This window comes from Agrobacterium sp. GW821-FHT14E08, assembly GCF_058803865.1.
The window spans coordinates 534,648-550,602 of record NZ_JBXAPJ010000002.1; the positions used below are offsets into that span (position 1 = coordinate 534,648).

The following is a 15,955-nucleotide window of genomic DNA, read 5'->3' on the forward strand; positions in this document are numbered from 1 at the left end:
TCAGGTGCGAATGAATGTGAGATAGGCCGAGCTTCGGCCTTCTCTTTTCGCCTTGTTCTCATAACGCGTGCCCGGCCAGTTGGCATAGGGTGTGCGCCAGTCGTCAGCGCTCGTCGCTGTCCATTCGAAACCGCCATGGCGGGCGCAATGCTGCAGCGTCCAGTTGATGTAGGTATCGATATCCGAAGCGAAGCAGAACTTGCCACCGGGTTTCAGAACGCGATGGAAACGGGCAAGGTTGACGTCGGACACGAAGCGACGCTTCCAATGCTTCTTCTTGGGCCAGGGATCGGGGTAGAGAAGATCGATGTGATCGATTGATCCATCCGGCAGCCAGTCCAGCAATTGCGTTGCGTCATCGTCGTAAAGGCGGATATTCATCAACTCGCCTTCGCGCACGCTTGCCAGCAACTTCGCCATGGAATTGACGAAGGGCTCGACACCGATGAAACCAGTCTCGGGGTTTTCAACCGCGCGGTGGGCAAGATGCTCACCACCGCCGAAACCAATTTCCAGACGAACCGATTTCACATCCGCAGGAAAGAGGGCAACGAGATTTTGCGGCGGGGCGCTTTCCAGATCGATTTTCAGCAAGGGTAGCAGATTTTCGATCGTGTCGATCTGCTGATTGCGCAGGGGCTTGCCCTTGCGCCTGCCAAAAAACGCTTCCGTCGCGCGCGAACGCCGTTCTTCCGTCATGTCATACTCTCAAGAACAAATAGACTTAACCCGCACAGCGCCACATGAGGCACTGTGCGGGTTACAAAAGGTTGGTGACGGTATCTCTCAATCGCCGTCAAATAACAAGGGCGATATCCCGTGCACGCATTTTCCGGACGTAAACCCGCTGCGCGGCTTTACTGGAAATGCTTCAAGCGCTCAAAGCTTCCTTGAGCGGCTTCACCAGATCGAGCTTCTCCCAGGAGAAGGAGCCATCGCGACCTGCCTTGCGTCCGAAATGGCCGTAGGAGGAGGTCTTGGCGTAGATCGGCTTGTTGAGATCGAGATGGCGGCGGATGCCCGACGGTGACAGGTCCATGACCTTGCGGATGGCGCCTTCGACCTGGTCTTCGCTGACCTTGCCCGTGCCGTGCAGATCGACATAGATCGACAGCGGCTGGGCGATACCGATCGCGTAAGCAATCTGGATGGTGCAACGATCGGCAAAACCGGCGGCCACAACATTCTTGGCGAGATAGCGGGCGGCATAGGCAGCAGAACGGTCGACCTTGGTCGTGTCCTTGCCGGAGAATGCACCGCCGCCATGGGGCGCAGCGCCGCCATAGGTGTCGACGATGATCTTACGGCCGGTCAGGCCGGCATCGCCATCGGGACCACCGATGACGAACTTGCCCGTCGGATTGATATACCACTGGCAATCGTCAGCGATCTTCAGGTCACCCAGAGCTTCGCGGATATAGGGCTCGACGACGGCGCGAACCTTCTTCGAATCCCAGCTTGCATCGAGATGCTGCGTGGAAAGAACAATGGATACGGCTTCGGCGGCCTTGCCGTCGACGTAACGAACGGTCACCTGGCTCTTGGCGTCCGGTCCGAGCTTTGCCGCTTCGCCTTCGCCGCTTTTACGGGCGGTTGCCAGCAGCTGCAGGATACGGTGGGAATAATAGATCGGAGCCGGCATCAGGTCCGGCGTTTCCTTGCAGGCGTAACCGAACATGATGCCCTGGTCGCCGGCGCCCTCGTCGCCCTGCTTGTCGGAGGCGTTGTCCACGCCCTGCGCGATGTCAGCCGACTGCGGATGCAGGAGAACGTCGATCTTGGCGGTCTTCCAGTGGAAACCGTCCTGCTCATAGCCGATGTCGCGGATCGCCTTGCGGGCGGCGGACTTGAACTTCGAGGGGTTGATGACCGGATGGCCAGCGGCGTCCTTGAGAACCTTGCCGTCCTTGTCCTTCTTCAGAAGCGTATCGGGAACCCGAACCTCACCGGCGATAACGACGCGGTTGGTCGTTGCAAGCGTCTCGCATGCGATGCGCACTGTCCACGGGTCGACGCCCGTCTTGGACGCTTCACGGTAAATGAGATCCACGATTTCATCGGAAATACGATCACAAACCTTGTCCGGATGACCTTCAGCCACGGACTCGCTGGTGAACAGATAATTGGCACGCATGCGGGATTCCCCTCAAAGAATGGTCTTGGAGTTTGTTAGTCATTTCGGCCATGAAAAACAAGGACACAACCACATAAATATATCTTTATGTGAGAATTCCTTTCTAATCTGGCACAAAAAAACGGTCCTTGCGGACCGTTGAGTGCCCGGCATCCTGTGCCGGAAATTTAGTGTGTCACGCGGGCTTGCCCTACTCCGCGTCTCCCTCGGCGGCCAGCGCCTTGACGAGGTCCACGAGGCGACGGCGAACCTTCGGATCGGCGATTTTGACAAATGCGCGGTTCAGCTGCAGACCTTCAGCCGAGGACAGGAAATCGACCACATAGTTTGAGCTCGACGCTTCCGCCATGCCGGGAGCACCGCCAACCTGATCGCCGGGTGCATCTTCGAAGAAAAAGGAAACGGGCACGTTGAGGATGGCCGAAATATTCTGCAAGCGACTGGCGCCTACGCGGTTCGTGCCTTTTTCATACTTCTGGATTTGCTGAAAGGTAATTCCAAGACTTTCACCCAGCTTTTCCTGGCTCATGCCCAGCATGGTTCTACGAAGTCGAATTCGGCTTCCGACATGAATGTCGATGGGGTTAGGCTTTTTCTTATTTTCGGTCATCATGCGGTCCTGACACTCGGAAAGGGTTGATATCTCGCTTCATTACTCACTCGAAGAAATGATCCGGCATTTCGACAGCGTCCAAACTTGTTTTACGACTGACGTATTCACTATGCAATTGTGGGGGTTGCTGGTCAATTCTGGCGCCGCGCAAAACTCCAGGCAGTCGATACCGCAACCATCAAAAGGATTGAAAAAATCAACCAGAAATACGTCCGATGTATGTCGTAAGTAAATGCGTCGCTTGACCCACCACTCAAAGTGGCGTCAACAATTCCGACCCGCCCGTAGTCCAATCCAGCGATAATGCGGCCATAGGGGTCTATGACGGCGGAAATTCCGGTATTTGCCCCGCGAATCACCGGCACACCCGTTTCGACGGCGCGAACTCTGGCCTGCAGAAAATGCTGGTACGGGCCGGGCGTATCGCCGAACCAGCCATCATTGGTCACGTTCAGGATCGCGGCCGCCCCCTTCAGGCCCGGCGTCATCTCACCCGGAAAAATGATCTCGTAACAAATCAGCGGATAGAAGGTCTTGCCGGAAGGAAGCGTCAAAGGCGTGCGCGAAGACGCCGCTGAGAAGCCGCCGGGCAGGCTGATGACATTGTCGATGCCGAATTCCCGCAGGATGCCTTCAAAGGGAACATATTCGCCAAAGGGTGTGAGATGAACCTTGTCGGTCGCGCCGATAATCTCACCCTGACTGTCAATCGCATAGACCGAATTGTAATAGCGCGGTGGCTTGCCTGCCCCCTGATCTTCCATTCTGACTGCGCCGGTGAACAGGACCTGCCCATCCTCCAGTGTCCTGGCAATTTCCGCCAGGGCGTCCGGGTTTTGCGTCAGGATGAACGGTACGGAGGTCTCCGGCCAGACAATGATGTCGGGGCGTTTTTTCCCTTCACCGGGCGGCAGGCCTGTCAGTCGCAGATGCTCGGCAAAAATCTCCGCGCGGTCGGTGTTCAGCATTTTGCGGGACTGGTCAATCGAGGGCTGCACGATCCTGACGGTCAGCGCATCCGCCGGCGTTTCGGCCGGTGCCTGAAGACGGTAAAAACCATAACCGAAATGACCAGCCAACAGCGAAGCCGCCACAATGAGGCCCGGCCACATGCCTTTTTTCGTACCGATCAAGGCGGGAGCAGCAAAGATGAGAACGGCAAGCGTGGTGACGCCGAAAAGACCCAGCAGATGCGCCGACTGCATCATGATCGGCACGGGCATGATGCCATAACCGATAGCGTTCCACGGAAAGCCGGTCGCGAGAAAGCTGCGCAGCCATTCGGAAAGGCCGAATGCGGCAGCAAGGGCCGCGATGCGGCCGAAACCATCCGACCAGACGATATTGGCGATCGCAACCGCAAAACCGTAAAACAGCGCCAGAAAAGCCGGAAGGCCTAGGATGGCTAGCGGCAGCGCCCAGGCGAATTCGTCGGCTTCCAGCAGGAGCGCATTGCCGAGCCACCACAGGCCCGCCACGAAATAGCCCAGCCCAAAACACCAGCCAATGCCGAAAGCCGGCATGATACGGCTGAAGATGCCGCCGCCCGGCTTGCCGGTGCAGCCATCGATCAGCCAGACAAGCAATGTGAACGACAAAAACAGCGCTGCGAAAAAGCCGAACGGGGGCAAGGCCAGTGCACCGACCGCGCCAGCGGCAATTGCCATCGCTGCCCGGCTTGCGCCACCGGCCAGCATCACCCTGCCTGCAAGACGCTCCATACCATCTCCGTTTTATGCGCGTCTGGAAAAGACCGTTCCCGGCAAGGCCGCGCCGAGAAATTTTCCCTCAGATCCGACGTAAAGGAAAAAAGATTCACAGTCCACAGGAGCGGCGGCGGCAGCAACACCATACAGTGCTTTGGCCCCGCAAACCGTTGGATTGGTGCAGTTTTGAGGTAGCGGCGACGGAGAACTCCCCGTCTGCCTTGCTCAGTCGACGTTCTGCTGGTGCGTGATGAGGCGAACATCCGGCGCCGGCAGCGCAATCACCTCATTGGCTTCGCCCGGAGCCCGATCATCCTGCCCTTCCGAGCCGTGATCCCGGACGATGCGGACCCCCTTGATACGCCTTGTATCGGCATCGAGGATCTGGAACTCGAAACCCGGTACCGCTCTCACCACCTCACCCTTGGCCGGAATGCGGCCGAGCGCGAAGAAGATGAGACCACCGAGCGTATCGATTTCCTCCAGATGTTCGCGGACATCGAATTCCGGGCCAATCGCCTCGGCAAGCTCCGTCAGTTCGGCGCGGGCATCCGCCACGAGCACATCGGCGGAAAGGCGCGAGAACATTGCCTCGTCCTTGTCGTGCTCATCATCGATATCACCCACGACCATCTCTACGATGTCCTCATGGCTGACGAGGCCGTCCGTGCCGCCATATTCGTCGATCACGAGGGCGAGCTGCGTCCGCTGCGCCTGCATGGTCTTCAGGAGATCGGAGGCCAGCATCGAGGGCGGCGCAAAAAGGATTTTCCGCACCAGCCCGGCATCGGCAACCGTCTGTTCCAGATCGACGCGGGCAAGGTCGAAATTCGGTCGCGGCGAACGCGTCGCTTTCGTCTCGCCGTAAGCAACGCTTCGCGATCCCGCCCGGCGTTTGTTGCGGGCCTGCTTGGCGACATAGGCCAGGAGATCGCGGATGTGGATCATGCCCTTGGGATCATCCAGCGTCTCGTCATAAACCGGCATGCGGGAGCGTCCGGTTTCTTCAAAAAGAATGAGGGCGTCGCCAATCGTCATGTTCTGGTCGAGACCGTCGATATCGACCCGCGGGATCATGATATCTTCGACCCGGACTTCCCGGAAACGCAGGATATTGTTGAGCATCGCCCGCTCTTCGGGCGAAAAGGCGGCACCGATTTCGGTGTCATCCATCAACGCGTCGGTCAAATCCTCGCGCAGGCGCTCGCCTTGTGACGGTTTCAGTAACCGCGCGATACGCGACCAGATCGTCGATCTCGGCTTTGCAGTGAGGTCGTGACGTAAATGACTACTGCCCTCCTCCGAGGAGGACTGCTCGCCGTTTTCTCTGCCCTCATTGGCAGGTCGTGCAGAATGTTCGTTCATGGCTCCAGACAATATTCAAAGCGGTTCCTGTCCCGCGTAAGGATCAGATAGGCCAAGCACCGCCAAAATGCGAGTCTCAAGCGACTCCATTTCTTCCGCTTCTTCTTCGTCCAGGTGGTCATAACCAAACAAATGCAGGAAACCATGAACGAGAAGATGGGTCAGATGATCCTCGAAACTCTTGTCAAGTTCAAGGGCCTCGCGCTCAACCGTCTCGCGTGCGATGACGACATCGCCCAGCATCGGGCCGGGCATGCCGCCCGGTTCCAGCGGAAAAGCGGGGAAAGACAAGACATTGGTCGCCTTGTCCTTGTCGCGCCACTCTGCATTGATTTCCCGAATATTTTCATCGTCGGTAAAGACCAGCGACAGCTCCACCGGCATTTTCGGGAAGGGTTGTTCCTCTTCCCGCTTCAGAAAATCGACCGCCGCATCCAGCACCCTGGTGGCAAAGGCAGCCAAGTCCTCTTCCGAGGACCAGCCTTCGGCCTCGACGCTGATTTGAATATCCAGAGCTGTCATTGTCTTTACGTCAGCTGCCCTTCACGAGGCTTTCATCCGGCACCGCCGTGTGGGATTCATAGGCCCGGACGATACGCGCCACCATCGGATGACGCACGACGTCGACATCCTTGAAGCGCACGACTGACACGCCCTCCACATCGGTGAGGATTTGCAGGGCCTCGACAAGACCGGATTTCACGCCGCGCGGCAGGTCCACCTGGCTCGGGTCACCCGTCACGATCATGCGGCCGTTCTCGCCCAGACGGGTCAGGAACATCTTCATCTGCATGGTCGTGGTGTTCTGGGCTTCGTCGAGAATGACCGCGGCGTTGGCAAGCGTGCGGCCGCGCATGAAGGCCAGCGGCGCGATTTCGATGACGCCCGCCTGAATGGCGCGTTCCACCTTGTCACCCGGCATCATGTCATAAAGCGCATCATAAAGCGGGCGCAGATAGGGATCGACCTTTTCCTTCATGTCGCCGGGCAGGAAGCCCAGGCGCTCGCCCGCCTCGACGGCAGGGCGCGAGAGGATGATGCGGTCGACCGCACCACGCTCCAGAAGCTGAGCCGCATGTGCCACCGCAAGATAGGTCTTACCGGTGCCGGCGGGGCCGACGCCGAAAACCAACTCGGACTGTTCCAGCGCCCGCATATAGACATCCTGCGTCGGCGTGCGGGCAGCGATGGTCTTCTTGCGGGTGGAAATCTGCGCCATGGAAATCTTCGCCTTGCGTTCCATCGTCGGCAAGGTCAGCTGATCGTCTGCCGCCATGGCCATGCGGATCGCACCCTCCACGTCGGAAACCTCAGCGGTTCCGCCCTTGAGCAGGCGCTCGTAAAGGAAATCCAGCGCGCGACGGGCTTGATTGGTGGCGACCACATCACCGGTGATGGCAACCGAATTGCCGCGCGGTCGCGCATCAATATTGAGGCGCTGTTCCAGCAATTTGAGGTTTTGATCGAACTGACCGAATAGCTCTCCCGCTATCCTGTTATTCTCGAACGTGAGGACGAAGTGATTGGCGTCGGTCGCGGCTTGGCGTGGCTGGCGCGATGAAGGTGATACCAATTCATGTGCGTTCAAGCGGTCAGGCTCCTGTCCCAATCAGTGTCGGCTCCTCACTCTAACTCCCTGCCACCTCGGCAAACAAGCTGTTTGGACCCGTTGCGGTGATTCGTACATGAACAATGTCACCGATTTTCAAAGTCTTTGCATCAAGATTCACGGATTGCAGCCAGGGAGAGCGACCTATCAACTGTTCAGGCATGCGGCCGGGCTTTTCCAGCAACACATCCATGGTCTTTCCGACCAGCGATTCCGCAAATTCCTTCTGCTGCCGCAGCAACAGGGCCTGCAATCGTTCCAGCCGCTCGGCCTTCACCTCTTCCTCAACCTGATCCGTAAGGTCAGCCCCCGGCGTACCGGGACGGGTGGAATATTTGAAAGAGAAGGCCTGCGCGTATTTCACCTGCTCGACAATCGCCATTGTATCTTCGAAATCGCGATCCGTCTCACCGGGGAAGCCGACAATAAAGTCCCCCGACATGGCGATATCAGGGCGGGCGGCGCGGATTTTTTCGATAAGCTGGATATATTCCTCACCCGTATGACGACGGTTCATCGCCTTCAGGATGCGATCTGACCCGGATTGCACCGGCAGATGCAGATAGGGCATCAGGATGCGCAGATCGCGATGCGCGCCGATCAGGCGATCATCCATGTCACGCGGATGGCTGGTCGTGTAGCGAAGCCGGGCGAGACCCGGAATTTCCGCCAGCCGGTAAAGCAGCTCAGCCAGACCCCATTTTTCGCCCTTCGGGCCTTCGCCCTGCCAGGCATTGACGTTCTGGCCGAGCAGCGTGATCTCGCGCACACCGGCATCCACCAGCTTCATCGCCTCATCGACGATCTGGCGAACGGGGCGCGACACTTCCGAACCGCGCGTATAGGGCACGACACAGAAGGTACAGAACTTGTCGCAGCCTTCCTGCACCGTCAGAAACGCCGTCACGCCACGCGTGCGCAGCGTCGCCTTTTCGGCGACCGGCAGATGCTCGAACTTGTCCTCAACCGCATATTCCGTCTCGATGACCCGCTCGCCGCCGCGTACCCGCTTCAGCGCTTCCGGCAGGCGGTGGTAAGTCTGGGGGCCGATGACGACATCGACGGCTGGCGCACGGCGAAGGATTTCCTCGCCTTCCGCCTGCGCCACGCAGCCGGCAACGCCGATCATGAATTCACGGCCCTGCTCTTCGCGCGATTTTTTCATGTCGCGCAGGCGGCCAAGCGCCGAATAGACCTTTTCAGCCGCCTTTTCGCGGATGTGACAGGTGTTCAGCAGAACCAGATCCGCCTCGCCCATATCCTCGGTCTGAACGTAACCATCCTTCGCCAGCGCATCGCTCATGCGAACGGAATCGTAGACGTTCATCTGACAGCCGTAGGTCTTGATAAAAACCTTGCGGCTGTTCGAACCCTCGCGGGCAATCGATTGGGGGGCGTCGAGGCTGATGGTTTCCTGGGTCATGGCGGCTATCTAGTGTTTTTCACGGCCAGATTAAACAGAAAAATGCCGGAAAAGCTATGATCTCGCTATTTCCGCCAGCCACCGCGCAGGCTGAAGGCCAGCATGGAACGGATGGAAGCGGCGATATCGGTCGCAAGGCGCTTGCGGTTATCCGTGCTGTGGAACGGAACGCTGTCACCGAAGGTCACATCGACATCGATGGCGCCTGCCCTGATGACGCCAAGCAGATGCGGCACCAGCGTTATACTGCCCGGCCAGGCGGCAATGATCCGATGATAACGACCCATGGCCATGCCGTGTACCCGCGTATAGGCGATGGCGACCGGCTGCACGTAAACCAGCTTGCCCGGGACCTGCTCGGCCGCCGTGGAGGCCGCGCCGAAAAGCGAGGATTTGACGGCGAGCATGCGGTTGCCGTCCGAAGTGGTACCTTCGGGGAACAGGACGACGATCTCGCCATCGGCCATGCGGCTGGCAATCTCGCCAACCTGCTCGCCGGTGCTGCGTTTCTGTTCTCGCTGGACGAAGATGCTTTTCTGTAGCCGGGCGAGCCAGCCGAAAACCGGCCAGTCCCTCACCTCCGTCTTGGCGATGAACACGACATCGGCAATGCTGCCGAGAACGAGGATGTCCTTCCACGAGGCGTGGTTGACCGCCAGCATCAGCGGTTTTGCCCGCTCCACATCACCATGGACATGCACGCGAATGCCGAGAACACGGCAGGCGATGCGATGCCAGATGCGTGGAATGCGGCGGCGAAGCCGCCAGTCGAAGGCGAGGCCCAATAGTTGCAGCGGCAGCAATATGAGCGTGACGATCAGAAGAACGACCGCGATATAGGCTGTCCGGAGCCACATCATGATTGGAACGCCCGTCTGTTCACCGGCGTCTCAGCGTTCGCCGGGCTTTAACGGCACGCCGTAAAGTTCGAGCCGGTGATCCACGAGCTTGAAGCCGTGTTCGCGGGCGATCTTCTCCTGGAGGGCCTCGATCTCGGCGGAATGAAATTCGATGACGACGCCGTTCTTCAGATCGATCAGATGATCGTGATGTTCCTCGGGCACCGTCTCATAACGCGAGCGGCCATCACGAAAATCGTGACGCTCGATGATGCCGGCGTCTTCGAACAGCTTCACCGTTCTGTAAACGGTGGAAATCGAGATGCGCGGGTCCACGGCGGAGGAACGGCGGTAAAGTTCCTCGACATCGGGATGGTCGGCCGATTCCTGCAGGACACGGGCAATGACGCGGCGCTGATCCGTCATCCGCATGCCGCGTTCGGCACAAAGCTCCTCCAGCGTTTTCGAAAGGTCTATCACGTCTTCTGGCCTTTTGAGTATTCCGGTTGAATTTTGCGGCTTTCGCCGAAAAAATGCCTGTCGCAGGGAACTAGCGAAGATCGCGGCGCATGACAAGCGCCGTCGACTTGGTTCCATCCTTGGCGGTATAATAGGCCTTGCGCTCCGCGACTGTCTTGAAGCCGAGCTTTTTATAAAGCCCAAGGGCGGAAGCGTTGCTGTTGTCCACCTCAAGGAACATGGTTTCCGCACCGCGCATCATCGCTTCGCGAATGGCCGACTGCATCAGACGCCAGCCGAGGCCGGCGCGCCCGAACTTGTCGGCGACGGCGACAGTGAGGATTTCCGCCTCGCCCGCCACTTCGCGCGCCAGCACGAAGCCACCGAGCGGCCTGCTGAAAAATGCGTTGGTCTGACGGGCGACGGCACCGAAAACCGACCCCTGCGTCAACAGGCCGGAGAACTCGCCGTCATTCCAGGGGCGCGGAAAGCGCAGCGCATGCAGTTCCGCCACCGCGCCGCAATCCTCATGCTGCATCGGCACGATTTCGAAATAGGGCTTCCAGCTTAGATAATCATCAAACATAGCAAGGATCAGGCATCACGGGAATCATTCGCAGGCATTCAGCCATGCCCTATCAGGCAACGCCCTGACGTGCCAGCGCAAAACCGGTCTGCGGCCGGGCATCCGGCCCGCGCAGATAAAGCGGTGCAGGCTTCGGCTGGCCTGCCGGCTTGCGCGCGGCGGCGCGCGCCACCGAGGTAATCGGGAAATGATCCGGTCCGGAACCAGCCTCTGCCCCGGCGAAAAGAGGCGCAGCGGAGCCGATGACGGCACCATCGAAACCTTCGATGGCCAGTCTGGAGTCCTCCAGAGACAGGAGGGAGGCATCGCGAAGCGGCGATCCATCCGCCGAAAATGTCTGGAGGTAGGCTTCATCGCGCTTGGCATCCAGCCCGACGGCCACGGGCCGACCGGGATTTGCAAGCAGGTAATGCAGCGCAAGCGTCTCCAGCGTGGTTACACCCAAGGCCTCAATGCCAAGGGACAGGGCAAAGCCACGCGCAGCGGCAACACCGACACGGATACCGGTGAAAGACCCGGGACCGATGGTAACACCGATGCGTTCGACATTCTGGAGCGGCAGTTGCGCCTGCTCCAGAGCACCATCGATGACGGCCATCAGCCTTTCGGCATGGCCCTTGCCGATTGTTTCGCACACTTCGCCGAGTACCCTGTCGGAGGCGCTGTCATAAACGCAGGCGGAACAATCCACACCTGACGTGTCGAGTGCTAGAACAATCATCGCGTGGCCTGGCTTACAATGTCATACCGCTTCGACTTCGCGCACTTCCGGCACGAAATGGCGAAGCAAATTCTGAACGCCATGCTTCAGCGTGGCGGTGGAGGACGGGCAACCCGAGCAGGCGCCCTTCATGTTGAGGAACACAGTACCATCGCGGAAACCGCGGAAGGTGATGTCGCCACCGTCCTGCGCCACGGCGGGACGGACGCGGGTATCCAGCAACTCCTTGATGGTGGCGACGATGGTTTCGTCACCCTCTTCGAAGAATTCGCCCTCCTCATCCGACACTTCGGCCGCAACGGCCGTGCCCATGATCGGGCGGCCGGACATGAAGTGTTCCATGATCGAGCCCAGAATAGCAGGCTTCAGGTGCTGCCATTCCGCACCGTCCTTGGTGACGGTGATGAAATCGAAACCGAAATAAACGCCGGTCACACCCGGAATGGTGAAGAGGCGCTCCGCCAGCGGCGAAGCCTGCGCCTGCGACGGGTTGAGAAACTCTGCCGTGCCGCTTTCCAGCACCACCTTACCCGGCAGGAACTTCAACGTCGTGGGGTTCGGCGTGGCTTCCGTCTGAATGAACATCGTCTGTCTCCTTCGAGGTCGCCGTTCACGCCCCGCAATTTAGAATTCTTCCAAAAAATACGCCCGGCGAAGCCGTACTTCAAGCCCTGACATGATAATTACATTCAAGAAATCGTCAGCCCCAAGATCTTGCCCGAAACCAGGATCAGCAGAGCGCGTCGATTTCCTCGTCCGACAGCGTATCCGGCAGCACGGTGACCGGAATGGGAAAGGCTGCACCGCGCCCGGCGATGGAGGACACCAGCGGTCCCGGCCCGTCCTTGGTCGAGCCTGCTGCCAGAACGAGAATGGCGATATCGCGGTCTTCCTCGACCAGCCCGTGGATCTGCTCGGTAGCGCTGCCTTCGCGAATGACCGACTCCGGTTCGATGCCGATGGTCTCGCGCACCTTCTGGGCGATCTTGGCAAGCGTGGCTTCCGCCTCCTCACGCGCCTCGGCCCGCATGATCTGTTCGACACCCAGCCATTGCTGGAAATCCCCTTCCGGGATCATGTAAAGCAGGACCAGTCCGCCATTGGAGTTCTTGGCGCGACGGCCGGCATAGTGCACGGCCCTTTCGCATTCCGGTGTGTCATCGATAACGGCAAGAAATTTGCGACGATGCCCTTCCAGACGCGACAGCCGTTTTGAAACCATTCCGCACTCCCTAAGTCCGCCGTGATCCGAAAAACCGCCCGACGGTTCGGGCGGAGATTATATCAAATCACGGCAGGCGCAAACCGCCTGCCGTCGTTCGCAGGCGGCCTGTGCTCAGCGCAGGAAGCCGATGATATCGCGCACCTCGTTCATCGTCTTCTCAGCGATCGCGCGAGCCCGCTCGCCGCCCTGGCTGAGAATGGCGTCGATATGGGTCGGGTCATCGAGAAGGCGGCGCATCTCGTTGTTGACGGGGGCCAGAACATTGACGGCAAGCTCGACCAGAGCCGGCTTGAAGGCCGAGAACTGCTGTCCGCCGAATTCGGAAAGAACATCCGCCTTGGTCCTGTCGGACAGCGCGGCATAGATGCCGACGAGGTTTTCGGCCTCGGGGCGACCCTTCAGGCCTTCCACTTCGCTCGGCAACGCGTCCGGGTCGGTCTTTGCCTTCTTGATCTTCTTCGAGATCGCGTCGACATCATCCATCAGGTTGATGCGCGACAGATCGGAAGGGTCGGACTTCGACATCTTCTTGGTGCCGTCCTTCAACGACATAACGCGCGGCGCCGGGCCGCCGATCAGCGGCTCCACCATCGGGAAATAGGCGTGCACCGGCTCATCGCCTACTGTGATATCGAGGCCGAGACCGGCCTTGCGGATATGGTCGCTGAAATCGATGTTGAATTTCTGGGCGATATCGCGGGCGAGCTCCAGATGCTGCTTCTGGTCATCACCGACGGGAACATGCGTGGCGCGATAGACAAGGATGTCGGCGGCCATCAGGCTCGGATAGGCCAGCAGGCCGAGCGAGACCTGCTCGGCATTCTTGCCGGACTTGTCCTTGAACTGGGTCATGCGCTCCATCCAGCCGATGCGCGCCACGCAGTTGAACACCCATGCGAGTTCCGCATGCTGCGGCACGGCCGACTGGTTGAAGACGATATGTTTTACGGGGTCGATACCGGCGGCGATGAAGGCGGCCGCAATCGAGCGGGTCTGCGCCTTCAGGTCCGTATGAACGAGCTGGGCGGTGATGGCGTGCATGTCGACGACGCAATAGATGCAGTCGTTATCTTCCTGCAACGCCACGAATTTGCGGATGGCGCCGAGATAATTACCGAGATGCAGATTGCCGGTCGGCTGGACGCCCGAGAAAACCAGCGGCTTGAATGCGTTCATTGTCGTCCTCGAAAAGGCTTGTGGAGGGCCCCGCCCCATGGTTGGAATTGCACGCGCGCTTATGCACCCGCAGCCCCCAGCAATCAAGCGGTTTCAGGGCATGTCAGCCGCGCGGTTCCAGAAGATCCCAGCGATTTCCGTAAGGGTCGGCAAAGACCGCAACGGAGCCGTAAACCTCGTGGCGCGGTTCTTCCAGAAAGCGCACGCCGCGGGCGAGCATGGTCTCGTAATCGCGTTGAAAATTGTCAGTGTGCAGGAAAAACCCGACACGGCCGCCCGTCTGGTTGCCGATGGCAAGCCTCTGCGGCTCACCATCCGCCTGGGCAAGCAGCAGGGCACCGCCATCGCTGCCTTCAGGTTTCACCACCAGCCATCGCTTGCCATCACCAAGCGGCTGATCGGACAGGCACTCGAACCCGAGAACATTGCAATAAAACGCTTTTGCCCGATCGTAGTTATCCACGACAAGCGTAACAAGCGCGATGCGGCGGTTTTCGGCAAAGGACATCAGCCCACCTCCGTTTCGACGTTCTTTTTGCCGCGCTTGCGGATGGCTCGCTTGACCATGCCGATATCGGCACCGCCGGAAACGAAAGCGAGCACGAAATAAACCAGCATGGCCGCAAAGACGAGAGCCATGATGGTGCCAGCCCGCACGAAAATGGACGAGGCGGAAGAGAGTTCGAAAGTCAAATAGGTCAGCGCATAATGCACGAAACCGGCCATCAAGGCCGCAGCCAGCAGCAAACGCGGAATGCGGGTGAGCAGCGGAATATCCACCTGCCAGTGACCGCGCCACAAAAGCATGCCGAACAACAGGGCGGCGTTCACCCAGCCGGCAGTGATTTCGGCAATGGCGATGCCCGGGCCCCCAAGACGCGGAAACAGCGTCAGCGCCAGGGAGACGTTCACGACGACGGAAATCGCTGCGAAGATCATTGGCGTGCGGGTATCCTCGCGGGCGAAGAAGCCCGGAATGAAGGCCTTGATCAGCACGAAAGCCGGCAGACCAAGACCATAGATACCGAGGATTTGCGCGACGGTGATGGTGGCCGAAGGCGAGAAGTTGCCGCGTTCATAAAGAAAACGGACGATAGGCTCCGCCATGACGAGAAGTGCTGCGGCAGCCGGCAATGTCAGGAACAGTACGAATTCGACCGAGCGGTTCTGCAGGCTTCCCGCCTCCACCATATGCCCGCCGCGCAACGCCCGCGCCAGTTCCGGCAAAAGCACGGTGGCCACCGCGATGCCGACCACGCCGAGCGGCAGCTGGTAAATGCGGTCCGCATAGGCAAGCGACGAGATCACGCCTTCGCCGGCAGAGGCGATATTGGTGTTGATCAGCAGATTGATCTGGGTGATGCCGCCGGTGATGGCTGCCGGCAGGGCTAGAACCAGAAGGCGCTGCACATTCTTCGTCAGCCGCGGCCTGCGGAAACCGATGCGCATGCCGGCATTGCGCACGGCGATCCAGACGATGGCAAGCTGCACCAGACCCGCCGCCATCACGCCCCAGGAGAGCGCATAACCTACCTGAAGTGGATCGTAATTCTTCCACCATGCCAAAGCGAGCACGCCGATGAGGATGATGTTGAGGAAAACGGGAGCAATTGCGGCTGCGAAATAACGATGCAACGAGTTCAGCATGCCGCCCATCATTGCCGCCAGAGACATGCAGGCGAGATAGGGGAACATGATGGTGGCGAGATGGACGGTGTTGTCGAATTTCACCGGGTCTTCCAGAAAGCCCGGCGCGATCACCGTGCGCACGATGAACGGCATCGACAGTTCCATCAGGATCGTCAGAGCCAGAAGCACGGTGAACAGGACGCCGAAGACTTCCTCGGAAAAGCGTCTCGCACCCTCCATGCCGTTCGCCTCGATTTCCTTGGCGAAAAGCGGCACGAAGGCCGAGTTGAAAGCACCTTCGGCAAACAGCCGCCGGAAGGTATTGGGAAAACGGAAAGCGGCATTGAAGGCATCCGCCACCGGCCCGGTGCCGACAGCGGCTGCCATCAGGGTTTCGCGCAGGAAGCCGAAAATGCGGCTGCCGAGCGTGGCGGTGCCGACGGTGGCGAACTTGCCGATCAGGCTCATAA

At 59.3% G+C, this 15,955-nt stretch carries 17 protein-coding genes; all 17 read right to left on the reverse strand.

The window, feature by feature from the left end; all coding sequences use genetic code 11:
- Positions 1-699 carry a tRNA (guanosine(46)-N7)-methyltransferase TrmB gene (gene trmB, locus AC1ROR_RS11305; RefSeq protein WP_035219189.1) on the reverse strand — a complete coding sequence of 233 codons (699 nt, stop codon included), beginning with the start codon at positions 697-699 and terminating at the stop codon, positions 1-3.
- Positions 700-871: 172 nt separating this feature from the next.
- Positions 872-2,134 (reverse strand): methionine adenosyltransferase, encoded by a 1,263-nt coding sequence (metK, locus tag AC1ROR_RS11310; protein WP_035219191.1) that lies wholly within the window; start codon positions 2,132-2,134, stop codon positions 872-874.
- Positions 2,135-2,324: 190 nt separating this feature from the next.
- Positions 2,325-2,744 (reverse strand): helix-turn-helix domain-containing protein, encoded by a 420-nt coding sequence (locus tag AC1ROR_RS11315; RefSeq protein ID WP_035219848.1) that lies wholly within the window; start codon positions 2,742-2,744, stop codon positions 2,325-2,327.
- A gap of 134 nt (positions 2,745-2,878) precedes the next feature.
- Complete coding sequence (gene lnt / locus AC1ROR_RS11320) at positions 2,879-4,468, reverse strand: apolipoprotein N-acyltransferase (RefSeq protein WP_498589440.1); 1,590 nt, start codon at positions 4,466-4,468, stop codon at positions 2,879-2,881.
- A gap of 210 nt (positions 4,469-4,678) precedes the next feature.
- Entirely contained in the window at positions 4,679-5,818 is a 1,140-nt protein-coding gene (locus AC1ROR_RS11325; RefSeq protein ID WP_035219194.1) for a hemolysin family protein, read from the reverse strand.
- Between the two features lie 15 nt (positions 5,819-5,833).
- Entirely contained in the window at positions 5,834-6,340 is a 507-nt protein-coding gene (ybeY, locus tag AC1ROR_RS11330) for an rRNA maturation RNase YbeY (protein ID WP_498589441.1), read from the reverse strand.
- Between the two features lie 10 nt (positions 6,341-6,350).
- Positions 6,351-7,406: a PhoH family protein gene (locus tag AC1ROR_RS11335; RefSeq protein ID WP_035241524.1), complete on the reverse strand. Its 1,056-nt coding sequence runs from the start codon at positions 7,404-7,406 to the stop codon at positions 6,351-6,353.
- 40 nt (positions 7,407-7,446) lie between these two features.
- Complete coding sequence (gene miaB / locus AC1ROR_RS11340) at positions 7,447-8,850, reverse strand: tRNA (N6-isopentenyl adenosine(37)-C2)-methylthiotransferase MiaB (RefSeq protein ID WP_498589442.1); 1,404 nt, start codon at positions 8,848-8,850, stop codon at positions 7,447-7,449.
- Between the two features lie 65 nt (positions 8,851-8,915).
- The gene (olsA, locus tag AC1ROR_RS11345; RefSeq protein WP_035219201.1) at positions 8,916-9,710 is read right to left on the reverse strand and encodes a lyso-ornithine lipid O-acyltransferase; all 795 of its coding nucleotides are present in this window, start codon (positions 9,708-9,710) and stop codon (positions 8,916-8,918) included.
- 30 nt (positions 9,711-9,740) lie between these two features.
- Positions 9,741-10,169 (reverse strand): Fur family transcriptional regulator, encoded by a 429-nt coding sequence (locus AC1ROR_RS11350; RefSeq protein WP_035219202.1) that lies wholly within the window; start codon positions 10,167-10,169, stop codon positions 9,741-9,743.
- Positions 10,170-10,239: 70 nt separating this feature from the next.
- The gene (locus AC1ROR_RS11355; protein WP_035219205.1) at positions 10,240-10,734 is read right to left on the reverse strand and encodes a GNAT family N-acetyltransferase; all 495 of its coding nucleotides are present in this window, start codon (positions 10,732-10,734) and stop codon (positions 10,240-10,242) included.
- A gap of 52 nt (positions 10,735-10,786) precedes the next feature.
- A complete protein-coding gene (tsaB, locus tag AC1ROR_RS11360) occupies positions 10,787-11,455 on the reverse strand; it encodes a tRNA (adenosine(37)-N6)-threonylcarbamoyltransferase complex dimerization subunit type 1 TsaB (protein ID WP_498589443.1) in 669 nt (222 codons plus the stop codon).
- A gap of 21 nt (positions 11,456-11,476) precedes the next feature.
- On the reverse strand, positions 11,477-12,040 hold the full coding sequence (locus AC1ROR_RS11365) for a NifU family protein (RefSeq protein ID WP_020812436.1): 564 nt from the start codon (positions 12,038-12,040) through the stop codon (positions 11,477-11,479).
- A 145-nt stretch (positions 12,041-12,185) separates the two neighbouring features.
- On the reverse strand, positions 12,186-12,677 hold the full coding sequence (locus AC1ROR_RS11370; RefSeq protein ID WP_498589444.1) for a universal stress protein: 492 nt from the start codon (positions 12,675-12,677) through the stop codon (positions 12,186-12,188).
- A gap of 114 nt (positions 12,678-12,791) precedes the next feature.
- Positions 12,792-13,856 carry a tryptophan--tRNA ligase gene (trpS, locus tag AC1ROR_RS11375; protein WP_035219211.1) on the reverse strand — a complete coding sequence of 355 codons (1,065 nt, stop codon included), beginning with the start codon at positions 13,854-13,856 and terminating at the stop codon, positions 12,792-12,794.
- Between the two features lie 103 nt (positions 13,857-13,959).
- Positions 13,960-14,364: a VOC family protein gene (locus AC1ROR_RS11380; RefSeq protein WP_035219214.1), complete on the reverse strand. Its 405-nt coding sequence runs from the start codon at positions 14,362-14,364 to the stop codon at positions 13,960-13,962.
- Positions 14,364-15,953 carry a murein biosynthesis integral membrane protein MurJ gene (gene murJ, locus AC1ROR_RS11385; RefSeq protein WP_498589445.1) on the reverse strand — a complete coding sequence of 530 codons (1,590 nt, stop codon included), beginning with the start codon at positions 15,951-15,953 and terminating at the stop codon, positions 14,364-14,366. The genes AC1ROR_RS11380 and murJ overlap by 1 nt, the downstream gene beginning before the upstream one ends.
- Positions 15,954-15,955 lie beyond the last annotated feature (2 nt).